Here is an 18,136-nt window from a genome sequence, read left to right as displayed (position 1 = left end):
ATCTAGAGCCAGGTGAGGTCCAGCTGGGCCTTGAGGTGGCCTACCTGTAGCCCGCGGTAGTTCCTTAGCTCTGGCTGGTCCCAGGGGGTGGGGCCTGGGTCCAGGCCCAGGAGGCGCAAAAGGGCCACCACCGCCACCTCCCGGGCTTGCGCCGAGCCATCCTCCACCTTCAAGGCCACGCCCAAGGGCCCACGGGGGCTTTCCAGAAGGGCTAGGCCGTAGTAGCCATCGGCTCCCCGCTTGGCCACCACCGGCAGGCGCTCCATGAGGAGGGTGTCGATGCTTCCTGGTCCTGCCACCAGCTCCGGGTAGCGGCGCATGGCGGCCCGGACCTGGCGCAGGGGCTTTTGGTAAGCTTCCCTTGCCACCTCTGGCTGGGCCAGAAGGAGAAAGGCCCGGGCGGCCCGGGAAAGGGGCAGGGCAAAGGTGGGCACGCTACAGCCGTCCGTGGCCAAACGGGGCTCGACCCCGGAAAGCTCCCTCAGGGTTCTTTGGTTAAGGACCTGGACCGGGTGGGCGGGGTTCTCGTAGCCCTCGGGGCTTGCGCCTAGGGCTAAGCTGGCGGCCAGCATGCCTGCATGTTTCCCCGAGCAGTTGTGGTGAAGGGGGGTGGGGCTCTGCCCGGCCACCTCCAGGGCCTTCCGGGCCTCCTTGGAAAAGGGAGGGTGCACCCCGCACACCAGGGCCTCCGGGCCCAGGCCCAGCTTGGCCAGGAACCTCGAGGCCACCTCCACATGCCGGGGGGTGCCGTCGTGGCTGGCGGTGGCCAAGGCCACTTCCTCCTCCGTGAGGCCAAACCGCTCCACTGCCCCCGTGAGGAAGAGGGCCAGGGCCTGGAAGGGTTTGGCCGAGGAGCGCATATAGCTCCATAAGCCGGGGTTTCCCGCATAAGCCAAAAGGCCTTCCTGGCCGTGGATAGCCAAGGAGATGCGGTGCCGGTTTTCCACCTCTTGGCCGCGGTAGACGTAGACCCAAGCCTTCACGCCCCAAGTCTACGCCGGGCCTCCTCCAAGAGGGGCTGCCAGTCCAGGCCGAGATAGGGGGAGGGGAGGCCCTTTAGTTTCCCTTCCGCCTTCCGCAGGTTCCTCAGGCCCCCCCGCCCGGCCTGGGCCTGGTGCAGGGCGGCGGCCAGGAGGATGAGCCCCCCCAGAAACCGCCGCCTTTCCCCTTGCGCCCTCTGCCAGGCTTCCTCCAAGACCTCGTGGGCCTCAAAGAAACGGCCCTCCTGGAAAAGGCGCCAGGCCTCCTTCAAGGCTTCCACGCCTTCAGGCTAAACTCTTCCCATGCGCCTCATCCAGGGGGTGGTTCTCCTGGCGGTCTGGGCCTTGAGCCCGGGTCTGGGGCTTAGGCTTGCCACCACCACCAGCGTCTACGACTCGGGGCTTTTGGACCGGCTTTTGCCCGCCTTCGGGAGGACCACGGGGGTGCGGGTGGAGGTCCTGGCCGTGGGTACAGGGCAGGCCCTCCTGTTGGCGGAGCGCGGGGATGTGGATGCGGTCTTGGTCCATGCCCCAAGCCTCGAGGGGGAGGCCCTAGGACGGGGCATCCTCGCCCGGCCCCTTTGCCTGGCCCAAAACCGCTACCTGCTGGTGGGGCCCAAGGGGGACCCCGCCCGGGTCCAGGAGGCAGGGGATATCCGGGAGGCCCTGCGGCGGATCGCCCGGGTCCAGGCTCCCTTTGTCTCCCGGGGGGATCGCTCAGGCACCCATTTGAAGGAGCGGGAGCTTTGGCAGAAGGCAGGCCTCACCCCCAAGGGGAGCTGGTACCTGGAGTCGGGGGCGGGTATGGGCCAGACCCTGGTTCTGGCGGCGGAAAAGGGGGCCTATACCCTTTCCGACTGGGCCACCTACCTCACCGTGGGCCGGAGGCGGGGTCTCGTGGCCCTTTATCGGCGGGATGACCCCCTTCTTTTGAATCGGTACACGTACTACGTGGTGCCTCGAGGGGCCAAGGCCGAGGAGGCGGAAGCCCTTCGCCGCTTCCTGGCCACGGAGGAGGCGGCCCGGTTGGTGGAGGGCCTGCGGGTGGAGGGGGCGCAGCTCTTTAAGGCCTTAAGGGGGCGGTGTATCATCCCCAGGGGTGGAGGCCGCTGAGCTTTGGGAGATCTCCTTGCGGAGCCTCTGGGTGGCGGGGCTTGCCACCCTTTTGGCGGCCCTTCCCGCCGTGCCCTTGGGGCTTTGGCTGGCCTTAAGGGGGGGTGGAGGGATTTTCGGGCGGGTTCTCCTCTACGCTGGCCTGGCCCTCCCTTCCGTGGTGGTGGGGCTTTTCTTTTATCTTCTCCTTTCCCGCTCTGGGCCCTTGGGTTCCTTGGGCTTTCTCTACACCCCCTATGCCATGGTGCTGGCAGAGGCGGTCTTGGCCTTTCCCCTCATCGCCGCCTTCGTGCTTTCGGGGGCCAGGGGCCGGGTGGAGGAGGTGCGGCTTCTGGTGCGGAGCCTGGGGGGCAAGGAGAACCAGGTGCTTCCCACCCTGTTCTGGGAAAGTCGCCGCACCCTGGCCGCCGCCTTGGCGGCGGGGTTTGGCGGGGCCATTAGCGAGGTGGGGGCGGCCACCTTGGTGGGCGGGGATATCCGCCACCACACCCGGGTCCTCACCACGGCCATCGTGGTGGAAACCCGCAAAGGGGAGCTGGAAAGCGCCTTGGCCTTAGGCTTTGTCCTCCTGGGGGTGGCCCTTTTGGTCACGGCCCTTCTGGTGGTTTTGGAGCGGGAATGAGCCCTGTCCTTAAGGCCCAAGGATTGGTGCGCCGCTACGGGGGGTTTAGCCTCGAGGTTCCCCATCTCCAGGTTTACCCCGGGGAGATCCTGGCGGTTCTGGGACCTTCGGGAAGCGGCAAGACCACCCTTTTGCGCCTCCTTGCGGGCCTCCTTCCCCCGGAGGAGGGCCGGGTGGAAGGAGGGTTCCGGGCCTACCTCCCCCAGACCCCACCCCTTCTTCGGCGTAGCGTCTTGGAAAACGCCGCCTTCGGCCTGTTGCTCCATGGGGTCCCTCGGCGCCGGGCCCTGGCCCAGGCCGCCCTGCTTTTGGAACGGATTGGTTTAGGGGCCAAGGCCCGGCAGCCCGCCCATCTCCTATCCGGGGGGGAGGCGGTGCGCCTGGCCCTGGCCAGAACGCTTTTGGTGGAGCCTGCGGTCTTGCTCCTGGATGAGCCCACCGCCAGCCTGGACCCCGCCAACACCCTGAAGGTGGAGGCCTTGCTGGAGGAAACGGCCAAGGGAGGCCGGGGGGTGGTCCTGGCCACCCACGACCTCTTCCAGGTGCGCCGGCTTGCCCATAGGGTGGTCTTTCTCTTCCAGGGCCAGGTGGTGGAGGAAGCCCCCGTGGGCCAGTTTTTCCAAAGCCCAAAGGACCCGAGGAGCCAGGCCTTTTTGCAGGGGCGGCTCCTTCCTTAGCCTCCGCCTCGGGCCGCCGCCATCTGGATCCTTTGGAACCAGGCCTCGGCTTCCTCGCCCTCCACCTCCACCCCAAGCTGGCTGATGGAGAGGCTTCCCACCCTTAGGGGTTCCGCCTCGGCGAAGCGCACGGTGGCCCCGGAGAGGGCGTAGACCCCTTCCTCCAGCTTCCTTCCCCCCCACTCCAGGAGGTACCTTTCCAAAAGCCAGGGGGGCAGGGCCCCAAAGCGCTGGGCAAAGGCGCCACCCGCCACCGGGGGGAAGAGGTCCAAGGTGGCCTCCTCCGCCAGGGGGGTGGCAAGCCCATTTAGGTAGCGCACATCCCGCCCCTCCAGGAATACGGAAACCCGCTCGGCCAGCTCCTCCCCTTCAAAGAGCTCCTCCCTCAGGGCGGGATAGGCCTGGATCAGGGCTTGCAAAACCTCCCCAACCGTTCTTCCCTCCACCTGGACCTGGCCCTGGCCCACCAGGTCCCGGAAGGTGGCGTAGAGGTTTACCTTAGGCATAACCAAAGTGTAAAGGGGGACCCGTGGGTGAGGGCCCGGGTCCCCCTGGGGGGTTTCCCTAGTCGTCGGCGGCGGCGGAGAGGATGCCTAGGGCCTGGAGCTTGGCGGGGGGTACCATCCCCTTCTCCCAACCCCGCTCCTGGTAGTATTCCTGCAACATCAGCTCCAGCTCCGTAAGCTGGCCCTTGGAACCCGCGCAGTCGGAGGGCTCTTTCAGGAAGCGCTCGGGCAGGTAGTCGGAGCCTTCCCCATGGCCCGCCAGGTTGTTGTAGTAGCGCTCCAGGTTGTAGATGCGCTCCCCGATGAGGAGGATCTCCTCGGGGGTCACGGGCCGGCCCCAGTAGGCGGAAAGCTGCTTGGCGTACTCCTCGAGGCCCTCGGCGAACTGGCTGAACTTGCAAAGGTCCAAGGAGTCGGTGAAGGCGGAGAGGTCCTGGAGGAGCTTGGTGAGCTTGCCCTTCCCCTCCCAGGCCAGGGGGTCGGTCTTGTAGGGCACGCCCAGGATCTCCGAGGCGGGGGTGTAGGCCCGGAGGTGGCAGGCCCCCCGGTTGGAGGTGGCGTAGGCGATGCCCATGCCCTTGAGGCCCCGGGGATCGTAGGCGGGGATGGACTGGCCCTTGACCTCGAGGGAAAGCTCGGGGTGGCCGAGGGCCTTGGCAAAGCGCGCCGGCCCCTCCGCCAGGCTGTCCCCTACCCCCCGGCGGTGGGCGATGGCCTCGATGGTGCGGCTCTCGCCCTCCTTGTCGCCAAAGCGGATCCCATCGGGCCCCTGGTAGTAGCCCTTCTCCGTGGCCTCCATGAGGACGGCGATGGCGTTTCCGGTTTCGATGGTGTCCATGCCGTAGGCGTTGCAAAGGTAGATGGCGTAGCCGGTCCAATCGGTGTCGGTGCTGCCCACATGGGCTCCCAAGGCCCAGGCGGACTCGTACTCGTAGGACTCAAAGCGGATGGCCTTGCCGTTGAGGTGCACCTCCACCATCTTCTTGCAGGCCACGGGGCAGGCGTGGCAGGTGTTGTCCTTGATGAGGCGGTGCTCGCGGATGTACTCCCCGGAGATGGTCTCTACCCCTTCAATGCAGGTGTGCTGGCCATTATAGGTGGGAAGGGCTCCCATCACGTTGGTGATGTTCATGAGCACGTTGGTGCCAAAGAGTGAGAGCCCCCCCTTCTTGGGGGCGGTCACGTTCTTGGGGTCGTTGATGGTGGCGGAGGCCTGCTGGTCCGCCTCCCGCCAGAGCTCGGGGTCCTTGGGCTGGGGCATCTTCTCCTGCTTGCCCACCACCACGATGGCCTTTAGCTTCTTACTTCCGGCCACCGCCCCGGTGCCGCCCCGGCCTGCGGCCCGCTCGTCGTTGTTGATCCAGTTGGCGAAGCGCACCAGGTTTTCCCCGGCGGGGCCGATGGCCATCACGTCGGCGTCCTCCCCGTGCCGTTCCCTTAGGATGCGGTGGGTCTCGTGGGTGGTCTTGCCCCAGAGGTCGGAGGCGTCGTGGAGGGTAACCTCCCCGTCCTTGACCAAAAGGTAGACGGGTTTTTCCGAGGCCCCCTTGATGAGGAGCCCGTCAAACCCCGCCCACTTAAGCTTGGCCGCCGTCCATCCCCCCATGTGGCTGTCCGTCACGGTACCCGTGAGGGGGCTTTTGGTGACCACGGCCAGCCGCCCCGACATCTTGGCCCGGGTGCCGGAGAGGGGGCCATTCATGATGCAAAGGAGGTTGTCGGGACCCAAAGGATCCACCTTGGGGCCGTTTTCAAACACGTACTTGACCCCCAGGCCCCGGCCCCCCACGTACATCTCCAGGTCCTTGGGATCGGGGGCAAAGTACTCCACCTGGCCGCTAGAGAGGTTAATGCGGGCGAGCTTATGGGCGTATCCACCGAGCATCCTTTACCTCCTTTTGGGCCAAAGGGAAGGCACCCATGGCTAAGAAGGTCACGCACCGCTGCCCAGGTTCTGGAGGATTATACCACCCGCATCCCTGGGGAATGTAAAGGAGGTGACAGGCATAATGGAGCCATGCTGGCCCTAGCTGGGGAGGTGCTGGTGGACCTGGTGTTGGAAGGCCAGGACCCCTTGCGCTTCTCTGGGGTTTTAGGGGGCTCGGTGCTGAACACCGCCACCACCCTAGCCCGCCTGGGTTTTCCCGTGCGCTTCCTTTCCGAGGTGGGGGAGGACTGGGTTTCCGCCTGGGCCGAGGAGGAGATGCGAAGGCGGGGCCTAGGGCTAAGGCTTTTCCGCCATCCGGCCCCCATGCCCTTGGCCCTGGTGCGGCTGGATAGGGAGGGGAACGCCAGCTATAGCTTTCACCGCCCCTTCCAGAAGCCCTACCATCCAGGGCCAGGGAGCCTAAAGGGGGCCAAGGCCTTCCATTTCGGCTCCCTCTTTGCCCTCGAGGACCGCACGGAGGAGGGCCTAAGGCTTCTTTTGGAAGAGGCGGAGAGGGAAGGGGCCCTCCTCTCCTATGACCCCAACCTCCGCCATCCCCCTACCCCCAAGGAGCGAAAGCGGATGGAAGCCTACCTGGCCCGGGTGGACCTCTTGAAGCTTTCCCTAGAGGACGCAAGGCTTCTTTTCCCCCAGGACCCCGTGGGGGCGGTGAAGGCCCTGGACCCACCCTTAAGGGTTCTCACCCTGGGGGAGGAAGGAGCGGTGGCCTTCCTTGGGGAGGAGGAAGTGCGCCTCCCCGGGAAGGCGGTGAGGGTAAAGGACACCGTGGGGGCGGGGGATAGCTTTACCGCGGGGCTTCTTGCCCTTCTCCTCCAGAAGGGCTATGGGAAGGGAAGCCTCGCCCGCCTCTCCCGGGAGGACCTCAGGGCCATCCTGGAGGGCGCCATCGCCCTTTCCGCCCTGGCCTGCACCGTGCGGGGGGCCTACCTGCCAGAGGGGGGGCTTAGGGCCTGGAAGGCCCAGTACCTAGGGGATTAGGAGGACCTTTCCCGTGGTCTTTCGCCCCTCCAGGGCCTCGTGGGCTTCCCGGGCCTTTTCCAGGGGGAACTCAGCCCCAATCCGCACCCGTAGCCACCCTTCCCGCAGGGCCTGGAACACCTCCCCCGCCCGCAAGAGGAGCTCCTTGCGGGTGGCGGTGTAGTGGTGGAGGGTGGGGCGGGTGAGGTAGAGGCTTCCCTTCCGGTTCAGCACCTGGGGGTCCATGGGGGGCACGGGCCCCGAGGACTGGCCGAAGAGGACCAAAAAGCCCCGAGGCCTCAGGGCCTCGAGGCTCCCCTCAAAGGTACTTTGCCCCACCCCGTCGTAGACCACATCCACCCCACCCCCGGAAAGGGCCTTCACCGCCTGGGCAAAACCCTCGTAGGGGAGGGCGTAGTCGGCCCCCGCCTGCAGGCAAAGGGCCCGCTTCTCCTCCGTGCTGGCGGTGGCGTAGACCGTGGCCCCTAAGTGCTTGGCCCACTGGATGAGAAGGAGCCCCACCCCTCCGGCCCCTGCGTGCACCAGCACCTGATCCCCTGCCTGCACGGGGTAGGTGCTTCGGAGGAGGTAGTGGGCGGTCATCCCCTGAAGCAGGCCCGCCGCCGCCAGCTTGGGGTCAAGCCCTTCGGGCACGGGCACCAGCCTTTCCGCCGGCACCACCTGGTACTGGGCATAGGCGCCTTGCACGTTGGCGAAGGCCACCCTATCCCCGGGGCGCACCCCCACCACCCCTTCCCCCACCTTCTCCACCACCCCGGCCCCCTCCTCCCCCAAGGTGAAGGGAAGGGGCATGGGGTAAAGGCCCCGGCGCTTGTAGGTGTCAATGTAGTTGACCCCGATGGCGAGAAGCCTGACCAGAACTTCCCCTGGGCCCGGCTCGGGGAGGGGGAGGTCCTCGAGGGTCAGGACCTCCGGCCCGCCCACCTGGTGTACCCGTATGGCTTTCATGGCCTTCAGTCTAGCGGTAAACTGAGGGGGTGAACCGGGCAGGGGACTGGCTTCTCCAGGCGGAAAAGGACCTGGAGATGGCTCAGATTGCCCGGAAGGCAGGCCGGCACGAGTGGGCCTGCTTTGCCGCCCAGCAGGCCGCGGAGAAGGCGGTGAAAGCCCTCCACCTTCACTTGGGCCAGGAGGCTTGGGGGCACGTGGTGGCCCGGCTTCTTAAGGAGCTCCCCCTGGAGGTGCCCCAAGACCTGGTGGAGAAGGGCCGCTACCTGGATGGGCTCTATATCCCTACCCGCTACCCCGATGCTTTTCCCGAAGGGCCTTCTGCGGAGCACTATGGCCCCTTGCAAAGCCAGGAGGCGGTGCGCTATGCCCGCGAAATCCTTGAATTCTGCCGTGCTCAGATGGCCTAGCCGGGAGGAGGTGGAAGGGGCCCTTCAGGCCTGGTTGGCCCGCCACCCTATCCCTGGCCTTCTGGCCCTGGGCTACTTCGGGTCCTACGCCCGGGGCGACCACGGGGTGGGAAGCGACCTGGACTTGCTTCTGCTTGTGGAATCCTCCTCCCTTCCCCCCTGGCAACGCTCCTTAGGCCTTCCCTTGGAGGAGCTTCCTGTGCCCACGGAGGCCCTAGTCTACACCTTGGCGGAATGGCAAGCCCTACCCCAATGGAGCCCTCGCTTTGCCGAAACCCTAGGGCGGGAGGTGCGCTGGCTCTTTCGTCACCCCACCCTTTCCCTTCCCTAAAACCCCCTTTGATACTGGGGTGGGACCTCCGGGGCCACCCCTAGGGCCTTGGCGGCCTTTAGGGGGAAGTAGGGGTCTCTGAGGAGAACCCTGCCCAGGAGCACCAAGTCGGCGCTTCCCGCCTGCAGGAGGGTTTCCGCTTGCTCGGGGGTGGTGATGAGGCCCACAGCCCCCGTCTTCAGGCCCACCTTCTTGCGCACGGCGTCGGCGAAGGGCACCTGGAAGCCCGGGGCCAGGGGAATCCGCACCTTGGGCACCACCCCGCCCGAGGAGCAGTCCAAGAGGTCCACCCCCACCTCCTTAAGCCTCCCGGCGAAGGCCAGGGTGTCCTGAAGGCCCCATCCTCCTTCCCCCCAGTCCGTGGCGGATACCCGCACGAAAAGGGGAAGTTCCCTTGGCACCACCTCCCGCACCGCCTGGGCCACCCGAAGGGGAAAGCGCATGCGGTTTTCCAGGCTACCCCCATAGGCGTCGGTGCGCTGGTTGGCAAGGGGGGAGAGGAAGGAGGAAAGCAAATACCCGTGGGCCATGTGGAGCTCAATCACCTGGAAGCCTGCCCTTAGAGCCCGCCTGGCTCCCTCCACGAAGGCCTGGAGGATGCGCTCCATCCCCGCCTCGTCCAGGGGTTCGGGTACCGGGTAGCCCTCGTCAAAGGGGATGGGGCTTGGCCCCACCACCCGCCAGCCCAGGGGCTTTCCCCCTTCCCAGGGGCGGGCGGTTCCCGCCTTGCGCCCGGCATGGGCCAGCTGGATTCCGGGCACCGCTCCCGCCTCCCGGATCCTCCGGGCAAGCTCTTTTAGGCCTGGAAGGTGCTCCTCCGACCAGATGCCCAGGTCATGGGGGCTGATGCGGCCCAAAGGCTCCACGGCGGTGGCCTCCACCAGGATGAGGCTCACGCCCCCAAGGGCCCGGGTGGGGTAGTGGAGCAGGTGCCAGTCGGTCACCTCTCCCTCCGAGGTGGCGGAGTACTGGCACATGGGGGACATGGCCAGGCGGTTTTTGAGCCGTAGCCCGCGAAGCTCCAAAGGGGAAAAGAGCAGGGACATGACCCCATTATGCCAAGGGGGTCTACCCGGGAGAGGGTCTACCAGGGTAGACTGATCCCATGGACCCCAGCCCTGGTCAGGGACAAGGCCCCGATCTTGCCACGGCTTTTCGCTATGTGGAAAGCCTTCTCTTTGGGGACATGGAGCGCCCCGGCCTTACCCTCTATGACCTTGAGCGGCTGGTGGGCTACCCGGCCAAGGGGGAAGGTCCTCTGGCCTACACCCTGCCCCGCACCAAGAGCCTTTCCGGGGTGCAGGCGGTGCGCTTTTACTACTACCCTAAGGATCCTAGCCTCCAGCTCATCGTGGAGATAGAGGATCTCCAGGGGAAAACGCACCTTCGCCACTTCCGCTGGAACGGGTTTACCTGGGAAACCCCCGAGGGGGGACAGGGGGAGCTAAAGCCCACCCGGGAGGAGGTGGGTCTGGTGCAGGCGGGAGAGGATTTTTTCCTGGGCTTCCCCCGGGAGGAAGCCCTGGAGCTGGAGGAGGCGGTGCGCAAAGGGGAAGCCTCTGGGGCCAAGTACCTCCTTTGCCCCCGGTGCCGTACCCGCATCTTTTATGCCCCGTCTGTCCGCCCGGCGGGGATCTCCTGCCCTAAATGCGGCAACCCCACCCTCCTTTTCAAGACCCTTTCCGCGGAGGGAACAAAGGACCCCCTCGAGGCCCTTGTAGAAGAACAACGGGCCCTGAGGAAGGCCATAGAGGAGCTTGCCGCCTACCTCAAGAGAAAACTGGGGCCCTAGACCCTTACCCCGGGCTGGCCCCAGCCGGTGTAGGCATAAAACCGTCCCCGCTCTCCTCCCAGATAGTCCAAAAGGGGTTCCAGCAAGGGGCGGTGGCCGGAAAGCTTCACCGCCACCTCTTCCGGGGTGAAGAAGCGGGCTTCCACGATGTGGCCGTCGGGATCCCTGGGGTTCAAAAGCCCCTCGTAGCTGGCCCTGAAGGCCATGGCCAGGGTGCGTTCGTTCTTGCGCCGGTCCTCCACCTGGATGGCGTAGGCCAGGTGCTCAATGGCCTTCACCTTCAGACCGGTCTCCTCCCGCACCTCCCGCACCAGGGCCTCGAGAACCGTTTCCCCAGGCTCCACGGTGCCCCCGGGGAGGGTGTAGCGCACCATGCCCCGCCGGCCCCAGTCGTTCCCCACCAGGAGAACCCGCCCCTGGCGGTCCAACAGGATGGCCGCCACCACCAGGATCTCGCGGCGCATCACGCTTCCGTCAAGGCCTCCAGCTGCCGTTCCTGGTCGGCCCGTTTGAGGGCGTCCAGCAGGGGCTGAAGGTGCCCCGAGAGGATGCCCTCGAGGTCGTGGGTGGTGAAGCCAATGCGGTGGTCCGTGACCCGGGACTGGGGGAAGTTGTAGGTGCGGATCTTCTCCGAGCGCTCCCCGGTGCCGATCTGGGCCAGGCGGGTCTTTCGGAGCTTCTCCGCCTCCTCCGCCCGCTTCATCTCCAGGAGGCGGCTTCGCAGGATCATCAGGGCCTTTTCCCGGTTCTTGATCTGGCTGCGGGAGTCCTGGCAGGTGACCATGATCCCCGTGGGGAGGTGCACCACCCGCACGGCGCTGTCCGTGGTGTTTACCCCCTGGCCCCCAGGCCCCGAGGCCCGCATCACGTCAATGCGGATCTCCTCCATGTTGAGCTGGAAGTCGGACTCCTCCGCCTTGGGCAACACCGCCACCGTGGCCGTGGAGGTGTGGATCCGCCCCTGGGTTTCCGTGGCCGGGACCCGTTGCACCCGGTGGACCCCGCTTTCGTACTTGAAGGTGCCGTAAGCCCCGGGCCCCCGCACCTCGAAGACCACCTTGGAGAAGCCTCCCAGGTCCGTGGGATGGGAGTCCAGGATCTCCGTTTCAAACCCCATCTCCTCGGCGAAGCGCAGGTACATCTGCAAAAGGTCCCGGGCGAAAAGGGCGGCCTCCTCGCCCCCGGTGCCGGCGCGGATCTCCACGATGGCGTCCCGCTCGTCCAGGGGGTCTTTGGGCAAGAGATGCCGCTCCAGTTCCCCTTCCAACTCCGCCTTGCGGGCAAGGAGGGCCTCCTTCTCCGCCTTGGCCACCTCCCTCAGCTCGGGGTCCTCGAGGAGGCCTTCCACCCCCTCCAGGTCCTCCAGCACCTTCCGGTACTCCCGGATGAGGGCGATCACCTCCCCCATCTCCGCATACCGCCGGGAGAGGGCCTGGTAGCGCTTCTGGTCCTTCAGGACCTCAGGGTCGGCGAGGAGCGCTTCCAGCTCCCGGTATTCCTCTTCTAGGCGCGCAAGCTTATCCAGCATACCTTACCTCAGGATACCCCAAGCCGGGCTTGCCTGGGATTTTAGGTAAGCCTAAACTGGGGCCATGGAAACCCCGGTCTTCCTCTACGCCCTCTTGGGAGGGCTCTTTACCTGGGGGCTCACCGCGGTGGGGGCCGCCAGCGTGTTCCTGGCGCAGGAGCCCAGCCGCAAGCTTCTGGATGGGATGCTGGGTTTCGCCGCTGGCGTGATGCTGGCGGCCAGCGTCTTTTCCCTTCTCCTTCCGGGCATGGAGATGGCTGAGGCTCAGGGGATGGTTCCCTGGGTGCCTGCGGTGGTGGGTTTCCTTCTGGGTGGGGCTTTGTTGCGCCTCCTGGACCGCTTCCTTCCCCATGTGCACCTGGGGCCAGGGGCGCAGGAGGAGGGGATTCGCACCCTGTGGCGGCGCACCACCCTCCTGATCCTGGCCATCACCCTCCACAACTTCCCCGAGGGCCTGGCGGTGGGGGTGGCCTTTGGAGCCGCAGGGTTGGACCCTACGGGAGCCGCCACCTTGGGTGGGGCCATCGCCTTAGCGGTGGGCATCGGCCTGCAAAACCTGCCGGAGGGGTTGGCGGTGGCCTGGCCCCTAAGGCGGGCAGGTATCCCGGCGGCAAAGGCCTGGTTCTACGGCCAGCTTTCCGCCATCGTGGAGCCCCTTGGGGCCTTGCTGGGAGCCCTTTTGGTCACGCAGATGCTTTACCTACTGCCCTACCTCATGGCCCTGGCGGCAGGGGCCATGGTGTTCGTGATCGTGGAGGAGGTGATTCCGGAAAGCCAGGCGGAGGGCAACGGGGACATCTCCACCTTTGGGGTGATGACGGGCTTCGCCCTCATGATGGCCCTGGACGTGGCCTTAGGCTAATCCCTTCCTGGGGGTTAGGAGGGGGAATCCCCCTTGCCCAGACGTTCCTTAAGGAGGCGGGCGGCTTCCTCCGCCTTGGCCTTGGCGGCTTCGGCGGCCTGGGCCGCTTTCTCCGAAAGCTCCTTCAGCTTATCGGGGATGCCGTCCTTGTCCTGGTCCAGCTCGGCCAGGCGGGCCTTGGCCTCCTCGAGGGCCTTCTGAGCTTCCTGAAGGGCCTTTTCCACCAGGTCGGGCTTGCCGTCCTTGTCCTGGTCCAGCTTTTCCCGAAGCTCCTCTAAGCGCTTTTCCACTTCGCTGGTGGCCGAACGGGCCTTCTCGGAAATCCTTTGCAGCAAATCCTTGAGGAAATCCATGGGGATAGTTTACAACAAGGCTTTGAGGTCCCCCACTACCTTCTCCGTTTCCTCCACCTTGTCCGGGCTGAAGAGAAGGACCAGCTGGCCCCCTTTTACCACAAAGGTGGTGGCGGTGTGGTCCACCAGGTACTCCCCTGGGCCCCGGTACTGGGTCTTTTGGTAGTAGACCCCAAAGGTGCGGGCCACCTCCTGGATGGTTTCTGGGCTTCCCGTAAGGCCCAGGAAGCTCGGATTAAAGGCTTTGGCGTACTGGTCGGATACCTCTGGGGTGTCCCGCTCCGGGTCCACGCTGATGAAGAGCACCTGCACCCTCTCTTGCTCTTTAGGGGAAAGCCGTTCATAGGCCCGCTTCAGGGCCAGCATGGTGGTGGGGCAGACATCGGGGCAGTGGACGTAGCCGAAAAAGATGAGGACCAGCTTGTCCTTGAAATCGGAAAGCCGCACCGGGCCTTGGGGCCCCTCGAGGGCAAAGTCCACGGGCTTGGGGTTCAAAAGCCGGGTGCCGTAGAAGCTATGGGTGCCCTTGGGCAAGAGGAGATAGGCCACCCCTACCAGGGCCAGGACCAGCAGGACGGGCAAGGCGAGTCTTCCTCTCATCGCATCTCCACCGGCAGGATCACCTTAAGCCTGCTACCGTCTTGGAACTTCAGGACCAGGGTCACCTTTTCCCCTGCCCTCAGGGGGCGCTTAAGCCCTTCCAGCATAAGGTGGTACTTCCCCGGGCGGAACTCCACCTTGCCCCCTCCCGGAATGTCCAGGTAGGGGAGGGGGCGCATGCCCAAAACCACCTGCCCCCCCCGGTGCTCCCGATGGTCTTTGTGGATGGAAACCCGCTCGGCCACCTCCGTTTCCGCCCCCACCAGGCGCAAAGGGGCCTTCCCCCGGTTCTCCAGGGTCAGGTAAGCGGCGGTGTCCTTGACCACCGGGGGTACCAGGCGCACCCAGCCGGGGGTGGCCAGGGCCTGGGCCCAGGCGGCCCCGCCCAGGAGCAGGCTTAGCCCTAGGGCTAAACCTCTGGGAAAACCCCGGGATACCACCCCACCCTGGCGTGCGCCAGGGTGGGGGCCCCGGAAAGGGCCTTCGGTAGGCGTCATCTCCTTGGGGCTTAGAGAACGAAACAGGAGGAAAGGATATGACAGAAAGGAGATAGGCCTCACGCCCTTAGGGTACCAGGCGGTGGGGAGGAAAGGAACCCGGCAAGTGAAGTACAAATGTCCCCTTCCCCCCTCTTACCCTGGGGGAGAATGCGGGCGTTTCTTCCTCCCCTTTTGGCGTGCTCCCTCCTCTCCGCCTGGGCGGCCCCGGTACTCCGCCTAAAGGGGGAGGTGGAGGGCCCCTTGGTCCTTACCACCCCAAACCTGGTGGTGGAGGGAAAAGGGGCGGTGCTCCGGGGGAAGGGGGGCCACACCCTAAGCCTCCTGGCCCCAGGGATACGGGTGCGGGGGCTAACGGTGGTGGGGGCAGGATCCGAGGAGGATTTTTTTGAGCCCGACGCCGCCATCTACCTGCGGGGGTGCGAGGGGTGCCTACTGGAGGATGTGGCGGTGGAAGAAGCCCCCGCCGCGGTGCGGGTGGAGGATTCCCCAGGGGCTACCCTCCGGCGGCTTAAGGCCCGGGGCCTGGGCCAATCCCCCGGGGTTTTGGTCTACTCCAGCCCGCAGGCCCTGGTGGAGGGAAGCCATCTTTGGGGTTTCATGGACGGGGTCTATGTGGAGTACAGCCCAGGGATGAGGATCAGGGAGAACCTTCTGGAGAATAACGGCCGCTATGGCTTTCACGTGATGTTCTCCTGGGGGGTGGAAATCCAGGGCAACCATTCCTGGGGCAACGGCATCGGCAATGCCGTGATGCACGGGGCGGAAAACCGGGTGGGGGAAAACCGGCTTTACGGGCACAAAAGCCCCGTGGGTTATGGGCTTTTGCTGCAGGACGAGCGAGGAACCCAGGTCCTGGACAACCTCTTTGCGGAAAACACCCTGGGCCTGGTCCTGATGGACGCCGTCCAGGTGCGGGTGGCGGGAAACCGCTTCCAGGAAAACGGCACCGCCTTGCGCCTCACCCGGGAAAGGGGGGAAAACTCGGCCCAGGTGGAGGGGAACGCTTTTGGGGGCAACCTCTATGACCTCTTGGTGGACGACCCCTTGGCCAAGGCCCAGGTGGTGGGGAACCGGTACGACCGGGCCTCTGGCCTTCCCCTTCCCCATCTGCCCACGGGGAGCTTCGCCCTTCTCCTTGCCCGGCAGCCCGAGCTTTCCCTTTTCGCCCTTTCTCCTGGGGTCATCCTCTGGGAGGCCGCGGAGGCCCAGGTGCCGGGGGTTAGGCTCATCGCCTTGGCCGATCCCCAGGCGGCTCCTTTGGACCGGGACCTTTCCCTAAGCCTCTGGGCGTTCCTGGGAGTTGTGGGAGGGATTCTATGGTGGTGGCGGAGGGGCTAACCAAGGTGGGGAGGCTTCGGGGGGTGGGCCTTAGGGTGCCAGGAGGGGTGGTGGGGCTTTTGGGCCCCAATGGGGCGGGCAAGAGCACCCTTTTGGCCATCCTGGCTGGCCGGCTTCGGCCCGATGGGGGAAGGGCAAGCCTCTTCGGCCATGCCCCCAAGGACCCCAAGGCCTTGCCCCTTAGGGCCTACCTCCCCCAGACCCCCAGGCTTTTCCCCCACCTGCGGGCCTGGGAACTTTTGCAGGGGGCAAGAGGGGTAAAGGGGCTAGGGCAAGAAGCCTTGGAGGAGGCGGTGGAGCGCATGGGCCTGGGGGCCTTTCTGGAAAAGCGGGTGGGGGAACTTTCCGGAGGCCAGCGCCAGCGCCTGGCCCTGGCGGCAAGCCTCATGGGCAACCCTCCCATCTGGCTTCTGGACGAGCCCACTGCCGCCTTGGACCCCAAGGGCCGGGAGCGGTTTTGGGCCTGGGTGGAGGCCAAAGGGGAGGGGGCGGTGCTCATCGCCTTGCACCACGTGGAGGAGGCGAGGAGGGCAGGCCGCCTCCTTCTCCTTAAAGGGGGGCAGGTTCTGGAGGAAGGCTCCCCGGAACAGGTCTTGGGCCCAAGGGGAGAACGCCTCCCCTGGCTAATGGAGGTGCTCTATGAGGAATCGGCGTGAGGTGCTCAAGGCTTTGGGTGGACTGGTGGTGGCGGGGCCGGTTCTGGCCCAGCACATGGGGCATGGTGGGGAAAGCCCGGCTCCTGCTGGGGGGATGCGGGTTGCCGCCAAGCCCATCCCCTGGGATGAGGGCACGTGCGCCTTCTGCGGCATGCCCATCAAGACCCCTGAAGGCCAGTGGCGGGGCCGCACCTTCCCCAAGGGTTTCTTTGAGCAGACCTACAGCCAGATCGCCTTTTCGGAGCCCCGGCCTGCCCCCCACAACCCCAAGCAGGTGGTGGAGGCCCTGCACTTCGAGAGCCTGGCCTGCATGGTGAACTACGCCTGGGTGCATGGGCTTAGGGACGGGGAGGGGACCACCTTCTATGTCACCGACCGGGGGGCTTACGACCCCGCAAAGCCCCAGGAGACGGTGCGCCTCATCCCCGCCCGCCAGGCCACCTTCTACTGGGGGGAGAGGATGATGGTGGTGATGAACGCCAGGCTCCTGGCCTTCGCCAGCGCCAAGGCCGCCCAGGAGTTCGCCGAGAAGAACAAGGCCCAGCATGGCCGCCAAAGCTTCTACCGCTTCCAGACCCTATGGGACCTGGCCCCCTTGCCGGAGATGAACCTGGTGGCCCTTCTGGCCCAGCATGCTGGGCTTTTGGGCGAGAAGGAGGAGCCTAGCCACTAAGCTGAAGAGGAGCCCCTGGCCTGCCCAGGGTTTCCTATAGGGCTAAAGGTGTTCAAAGACCCATGAACCGCAGAACCTTTCTCCTCTCGGCTCCTTTCCTGCTCCAGGCCTTGGCGGCCCCCCGGGCCCTACGGGTGGGGGTGGAGGCCTGCCCCTACTGCTTCATGACCATTCTGGACGCCCGGTATGCGGCCCAGGCGGTGAACCCCCAGGGGAAGGCCTTCTTCTATGACGACCCCGCCTGCCTCCTGGACCAGCTGAACGGCTGGGGCGGGCCCAGCCCCACGGCCAAAGAGGTGTACCTGGCGGACTTTGCCGAAAGCACCCGCACCGCCCCCAGGTGGGTGGCGGCTGAAAAGGCTGTGCTCTACCATAACCCCAAGGTCCGCACCCCCATGGGTTCGGGGCTTTTGGCCTTTGGTAGCCGGGAAGCCCTGGAGAAGTACCTTAAGAAGCGGCCCGAGCGGGCGGGGGGACGAGTCCTCACCTGGGCCCAGGCCCTAAGGGAGGGGGAAAGGCGGCCTTGGGTGCCTGCGGATGTCCTCGCCCCGGCTAAGGCCCCATGAGCCCTCTTTTCTTTAAGGAGGTAACCCGTAACCCCTGGACCTTTGGCCTTTTCCTTCTGCCTCCTCTCCTGAGCTTGGGGTTTTTGGGCCGGGGGGAAGGGGTGGGGTTGGTGGGGCTTTACTCGGGGCTATTGCTCCTCTTGCCGCCTCTGGTCCTGGCCCTTGCCGTGCCCCTTTTGGCCTCGAGGGAGGAGTGGGCCTTCCTTCTGGGGCTTCCCCTGGGGGCCTTCCGGGGCTTTGGGGAGGGGATTTTGGGGGTCTTCCTGGGGCTTTTTCTGCCCCTTCTTCCCGGCCTTCTTCTGGGGGCTGGGGTGTTGGGGCTATCCGGGAGGGCCACCCTTTGGCTCCTCCTTTCCGGGGTAGGCATCCTGGTCTTTTGGGTGGGGCTTGCCGCCTTTTTGGCCGCCTTGTTTTTGGACGAGCGGCGGGCCCTGGGCTTGGGCTTTGGTCTTTTTGGCCTTTTGAACGTGCTCTATGGGCCCCTGGTGGTGGCCTTGGCGGTGCGCTTAAGGGAGTACCCCTTGGAAGGTTTCCTCACCCTGGCCCTCCTCCTGAACCCTCAGGAGATCCACCGGGTGGGGCTCCTTTCTGGCCTGAAAGCCCCGGTGCTTACCGGACCCATAGGGTACCTGGTGGCGGAACGGCTTGGGGAGGTGGGGCCTTGGCTAGGGCTTTTTTACCTGGTCTTTTTGGGGGTTTTCCTGGCCTTCTTGGGTTCCCTCATCTTCGCCCGCCGGGACCGGTAGGATGGGGGC

24 protein-coding genes are annotated in these 18,136 nt (G+C 65.8%); 13 read left to right on the top strand and 11 right to left on the bottom strand.

All coding sequences use genetic code 11. The annotated features are described in order from the left end of the window. Positions 1-2: 2 nt before the first annotated feature. Together DK874_RS05910 and DK874_RS05905 are read right to left on the bottom strand one after the other, a co-directional pair. A complete protein-coding gene (locus DK874_RS05910) occupies positions 3-983 on the bottom strand; it encodes an asparaginase (RefSeq protein ID WP_114313102.1) in 981 nt (326 codons plus the stop codon). After that, complete coding sequence (locus DK874_RS05905; protein WP_114313101.1) at positions 980-1,261, bottom strand: DUF309 domain-containing protein; 282 nt, start codon at positions 1,259-1,261, stop codon at positions 980-982. The genes DK874_RS05910 and DK874_RS05905 overlap by 4 nt, the downstream gene beginning before the upstream one ends. A 22-nt stretch (positions 1,262-1,283) precedes the next feature. Between DK874_RS05905 and DK874_RS05900 the strand changes: the two genes are divergently transcribed. The 3 genes from DK874_RS05900 to DK874_RS05890 are packed head-to-tail and all read left to right on the top strand — an operon-like array spanning position 1,284 to position 3,392. Continuing rightward, on the top strand, positions 1,284-2,093 hold the full coding sequence (locus tag DK874_RS05900; RefSeq protein WP_114313100.1) for an ABC transporter substrate-binding protein: 810 nt from the start codon (positions 1,284-1,286) through the stop codon (positions 2,091-2,093). After that, positions 2,080-2,715, top strand: a complete 636-nt coding sequence (locus DK874_RS05895; RefSeq protein ID WP_114313099.1) for an ABC transporter permease — start codon at positions 2,080-2,082, stop codon at positions 2,713-2,715. The genes DK874_RS05900 and DK874_RS05895 overlap by 14 nt, the downstream gene beginning before the upstream one ends. Continuing rightward, positions 2,712-3,392, top strand: a complete 681-nt coding sequence (locus DK874_RS05890) for an ATP-binding cassette domain-containing protein (RefSeq protein ID WP_114313098.1) — start codon at positions 2,712-2,714, stop codon at positions 3,390-3,392. Before DK874_RS05895 ends, DK874_RS05890 begins: the two co-directional genes overlap by 4 nt. Here the strand turns inward: DK874_RS05890 and DK874_RS05885 are convergent. Together DK874_RS05885 and DK874_RS05880 are read right to left on the bottom strand one after the other, a co-directional pair. Next, a complete protein-coding gene (locus DK874_RS05885) occupies positions 3,389-3,898 on the bottom strand; it encodes a ubiquitin-like small modifier protein 1 (RefSeq protein ID WP_114313097.1) in 510 nt (169 codons plus the stop codon). The genes DK874_RS05890 and DK874_RS05885 overlap by 4 nt on opposite strands. Before the next feature lie 58 nt (positions 3,899-3,956). Further along, complete coding sequence (locus DK874_RS05880; RefSeq protein ID WP_114313096.1) at positions 3,957-5,783, bottom strand: aldehyde ferredoxin oxidoreductase family protein; 1,827 nt, start codon at positions 5,781-5,783, stop codon at positions 3,957-3,959. A 132-nt stretch (positions 5,784-5,915) separates the two neighbouring features. Between DK874_RS05880 and DK874_RS05875 the strand changes: the two genes are divergently transcribed. Next, entirely contained in the window at positions 5,916-6,824 is a 909-nt protein-coding gene (locus DK874_RS05875; protein WP_114313095.1) for a carbohydrate kinase family protein, read from the top strand. Here DK874_RS05875 and DK874_RS05870 read toward each other — a convergent pair. Beyond that, entirely contained in the window at positions 6,813-7,772 is a 960-nt protein-coding gene (locus DK874_RS05870) for a quinone oxidoreductase family protein (protein ID WP_114313094.1), read from the bottom strand. The two genes, DK874_RS05875 and DK874_RS05870, sit on opposite strands and share 12 nt — an antisense overlap. Positions 7,773-7,801: 29 nt before the next feature. Between DK874_RS05870 and DK874_RS05865 the strand changes: the two genes are divergently transcribed. Both DK874_RS05865 and DK874_RS05860 read left to right on the top strand, forming a co-directional pair. Beyond that, complete coding sequence (locus DK874_RS05865; RefSeq protein ID WP_114313093.1) at positions 7,802-8,182, top strand: HEPN domain-containing protein; 381 nt, start codon at positions 7,802-7,804, stop codon at positions 8,180-8,182. After that, complete coding sequence (locus DK874_RS05860) at positions 8,139-8,513, top strand: nucleotidyltransferase domain-containing protein (RefSeq protein ID WP_114313092.1); 375 nt, start codon at positions 8,139-8,141, stop codon at positions 8,511-8,513. The genes DK874_RS05865 and DK874_RS05860 overlap by 44 nt, the downstream gene beginning before the upstream one ends. Here the strand turns inward: DK874_RS05860 and DK874_RS05855 are convergent. Further along, complete coding sequence (locus DK874_RS05855) at positions 8,510-9,559, bottom strand: NADH:flavin oxidoreductase/NADH oxidase (protein WP_114313091.1); 1,050 nt, start codon at positions 9,557-9,559, stop codon at positions 8,510-8,512. The genes DK874_RS05860 and DK874_RS05855 overlap by 4 nt on opposite strands. 59 nt (positions 9,560-9,618) lie before the next feature. Here DK874_RS05855 and DK874_RS05850 point away from each other — a divergent pair, with 59 nt between their 5' ends. Further along, positions 9,619-10,305 (top strand): hypothetical protein, encoded by a 687-nt coding sequence (locus DK874_RS05850; protein WP_114313090.1) that lies wholly within the window; start codon positions 9,619-9,621, stop codon positions 10,303-10,305. Here DK874_RS05850 and DK874_RS05845 read toward each other — a convergent pair. Continuing rightward, positions 10,302-10,769, bottom strand: a complete 468-nt coding sequence (locus DK874_RS05845; protein ID WP_114313089.1) for an NUDIX hydrolase — start codon at positions 10,767-10,769, stop codon at positions 10,302-10,304. The two genes, DK874_RS05850 and DK874_RS05845, sit on opposite strands and share 4 nt — an antisense overlap. After that, positions 10,769-11,833 (bottom strand): peptide chain release factor 1, encoded by a 1,065-nt coding sequence (prfA, locus tag DK874_RS05840; RefSeq protein ID WP_114313088.1) that lies wholly within the window; start codon positions 11,831-11,833, stop codon positions 10,769-10,771. Before prfA ends, DK874_RS05845 begins: the two co-directional genes overlap by 1 nt. 64 nt (positions 11,834-11,897) lie before the next feature. Here prfA and DK874_RS05835 point away from each other — a divergent pair, with 64 nt between their 5' ends. After that, entirely contained in the window at positions 11,898-12,695 is a 798-nt protein-coding gene (locus DK874_RS05835; protein WP_114313087.1) for a ZIP family metal transporter, read from the top strand. A gap of 14 nt (positions 12,696-12,709) precedes the next feature. On the opposite strand, the gene DK874_RS05830 is transcribed toward DK874_RS05835, so the two are convergent. From DK874_RS05830 to DK874_RS05820, 3 genes are read right to left on the bottom strand one after another with little or no spacing between them, the layout of a single operon-like run. Further along, complete coding sequence (locus DK874_RS05830; RefSeq protein WP_114313086.1) at positions 12,710-13,048, bottom strand: dolichyl-phosphate-mannose-protein mannosyltransferase; 339 nt, start codon at positions 13,046-13,048, stop codon at positions 12,710-12,712. Between the two features lie 9 nt (positions 13,049-13,057). Next, the gene (locus tag DK874_RS05825) at positions 13,058-13,648 is read right to left on the bottom strand and encodes an SCO family protein (protein WP_114313085.1); all 591 of its coding nucleotides are present in this window, start codon (positions 13,646-13,648) and stop codon (positions 13,058-13,060) included. Continuing rightward, positions 13,645-14,145, bottom strand: coding sequence for a copper chaperone PCu(A)C (locus tag DK874_RS05820; protein ID WP_240307613.1), 501 nt, complete (start codon positions 14,143-14,145; stop codon positions 13,645-13,647). The genes DK874_RS05825 and DK874_RS05820 overlap by 4 nt, the downstream gene beginning before the upstream one ends. A gap of 150 nt (positions 14,146-14,295) precedes the next feature. On the opposite strand from DK874_RS05820, the gene DK874_RS05815 reads away from it, so the two are divergent. The 5 genes from DK874_RS05815 (at position 14,296) to DK874_RS05795 (ending at position 18,127) form a co-directional block, all read left to right on the top strand. Continuing rightward, on the top strand, positions 14,296-15,486 hold the full coding sequence (locus tag DK874_RS05815) for a right-handed parallel beta-helix repeat-containing protein (protein ID WP_240307612.1): 1,191 nt from the start codon (positions 14,296-14,298) through the stop codon (positions 15,484-15,486). After that, the gene (locus tag DK874_RS05810; RefSeq protein ID WP_114313083.1) at positions 15,465-16,142 is read left to right on the top strand and encodes an ABC transporter ATP-binding protein; all 678 of its coding nucleotides are present in this window, start codon (positions 15,465-15,467) and stop codon (positions 16,140-16,142) included. Before DK874_RS05815 ends, DK874_RS05810 begins: the two co-directional genes overlap by 22 nt. Then, complete coding sequence (locus tag DK874_RS05805) at positions 16,126-16,815, top strand: nitrous oxide reductase accessory protein NosL (RefSeq protein WP_114313082.1); 690 nt, start codon at positions 16,126-16,128, stop codon at positions 16,813-16,815. The genes DK874_RS05810 and DK874_RS05805 overlap by 17 nt, the downstream gene beginning before the upstream one ends. Positions 16,816-16,877: 62 nt before the next feature. Then, positions 16,878-17,381, top strand: coding sequence for a nitrous oxide reductase accessory protein NosL (locus DK874_RS05800; RefSeq protein WP_114313081.1), 504 nt, complete (start codon positions 16,878-16,880; stop codon positions 17,379-17,381). Next, a complete protein-coding gene (locus tag DK874_RS05795; RefSeq protein ID WP_114313080.1) occupies positions 17,378-18,127 on the top strand; it encodes a hypothetical protein in 750 nt (249 codons plus the stop codon). The genes DK874_RS05800 and DK874_RS05795 overlap by 4 nt, the downstream gene beginning before the upstream one ends. The last annotated feature ends 9 nt before the right edge of the window (positions 18,128-18,136 follow it).

The organism is Thermus caldifontis (genome assembly GCF_003336745.1).
Taxonomy (GTDB): Bacteria; Deinococcota; Deinococci; order Deinococcales; family Thermaceae; genus Thermus; species Thermus caldifontis.
Note: the sequence above shows the minus strand (reverse complement) of the source record. Positions and strands in the feature narration are given on the sequence as shown.

Coding starts and splice junctions, on each gene's coding strand:
- DK874_RS05900 (WP_114313100.1), top strand. CDS start 1,284: ATGCGCCTCATCCAGGGGGTGGTTCTCCTGGCGGTCTGGGCCTTGAGC.
- DK874_RS05890 (WP_114313098.1), top strand. CDS start 2,712: ATGAGCCCTGTCCTTAAGGCCCAAGGATTGGTGCGCCGCTACGGGGGG.
- DK874_RS05885 (WP_114313097.1), bottom strand. CDS start 3,898: ATGCCTAAGGTAAACCTCTACGCCACCTTCCGGGACCTGGTGGGCCAG.
- DK874_RS05880 (WP_114313096.1), bottom strand. CDS start 5,783: ATGCTCGGTGGATACGCCCATAAGCTCGCCCGCATTAACCTCTCTAGC.
- DK874_RS05875 (WP_114313095.1), top strand. CDS start 5,916: ATGCTGGCCCTAGCTGGGGAGGTGCTGGTGGACCTGGTGTTGGAAGGC.
- DK874_RS05870 (WP_114313094.1), bottom strand. CDS start 7,772: ATGAAAGCCATACGGGTACACCAGGTGGGCGGGCCGGAGGTCCTGACC.
- DK874_RS05860 (WP_114313092.1), top strand. CDS start 8,139: ATGCCCGCGAAATCCTTGAATTCTGCCGTGCTCAGATGGCCTAGCCGG.
- DK874_RS05855 (WP_114313091.1), bottom strand. CDS start 9,559: ATGTCCCTGCTCTTTTCCCCTTTGGAGCTTCGCGGGCTACGGCTCAAA.
- DK874_RS05850 (WP_114313090.1), top strand. CDS start 9,619: ATGGACCCCAGCCCTGGTCAGGGACAAGGCCCCGATCTTGCCACGGCT.
- DK874_RS05845 (WP_114313089.1), bottom strand. CDS start 10,769: ATGCGCCGCGAGATCCTGGTGGTGGCGGCCATCCTGTTGGACCGCCAG.
- prfA (WP_114313088.1), bottom strand. CDS start 11,833: ATGCTGGATAAGCTTGCGCGCCTAGAAGAGGAATACCGGGAGCTGGAA.
- DK874_RS05835 (WP_114313087.1), top strand. CDS start 11,898: ATGGAAACCCCGGTCTTCCTCTACGCCCTCTTGGGAGGGCTCTTTACC.
- DK874_RS05830 (WP_114313086.1), bottom strand. CDS start 13,048: ATGGATTTCCTCAAGGATTTGCTGCAAAGGATTTCCGAGAAGGCCCGT.
- DK874_RS05825 (WP_114313085.1), bottom strand. CDS start 13,648: ATGAGAGGAAGACTCGCCTTGCCCGTCCTGCTGGTCCTGGCCCTGGTA.
- DK874_RS05820 (WP_240307613.1), bottom strand. CDS start 14,145: ATGACGCCTACCGAAGGCCCTTTCCGGGGCCCCCACCCTGGCGCACGC.
- DK874_RS05815 (WP_240307612.1), top strand. CDS start 14,296: ATGCGGGCGTTTCTTCCTCCCCTTTTGGCGTGCTCCCTCCTCTCCGCC.
- DK874_RS05810 (WP_114313083.1), top strand. CDS start 15,465: ATGGTGGTGGCGGAGGGGCTAACCAAGGTGGGGAGGCTTCGGGGGGTG.
- DK874_RS05805 (WP_114313082.1), top strand. CDS start 16,126: ATGAGGAATCGGCGTGAGGTGCTCAAGGCTTTGGGTGGACTGGTGGTG.
- DK874_RS05800 (WP_114313081.1), top strand. CDS start 16,878: ATGAACCGCAGAACCTTTCTCCTCTCGGCTCCTTTCCTGCTCCAGGCC.
- DK874_RS05795 (WP_114313080.1), top strand. CDS start 17,378: ATGAGCCCTCTTTTCTTTAAGGAGGTAACCCGTAACCCCTGGACCTTT.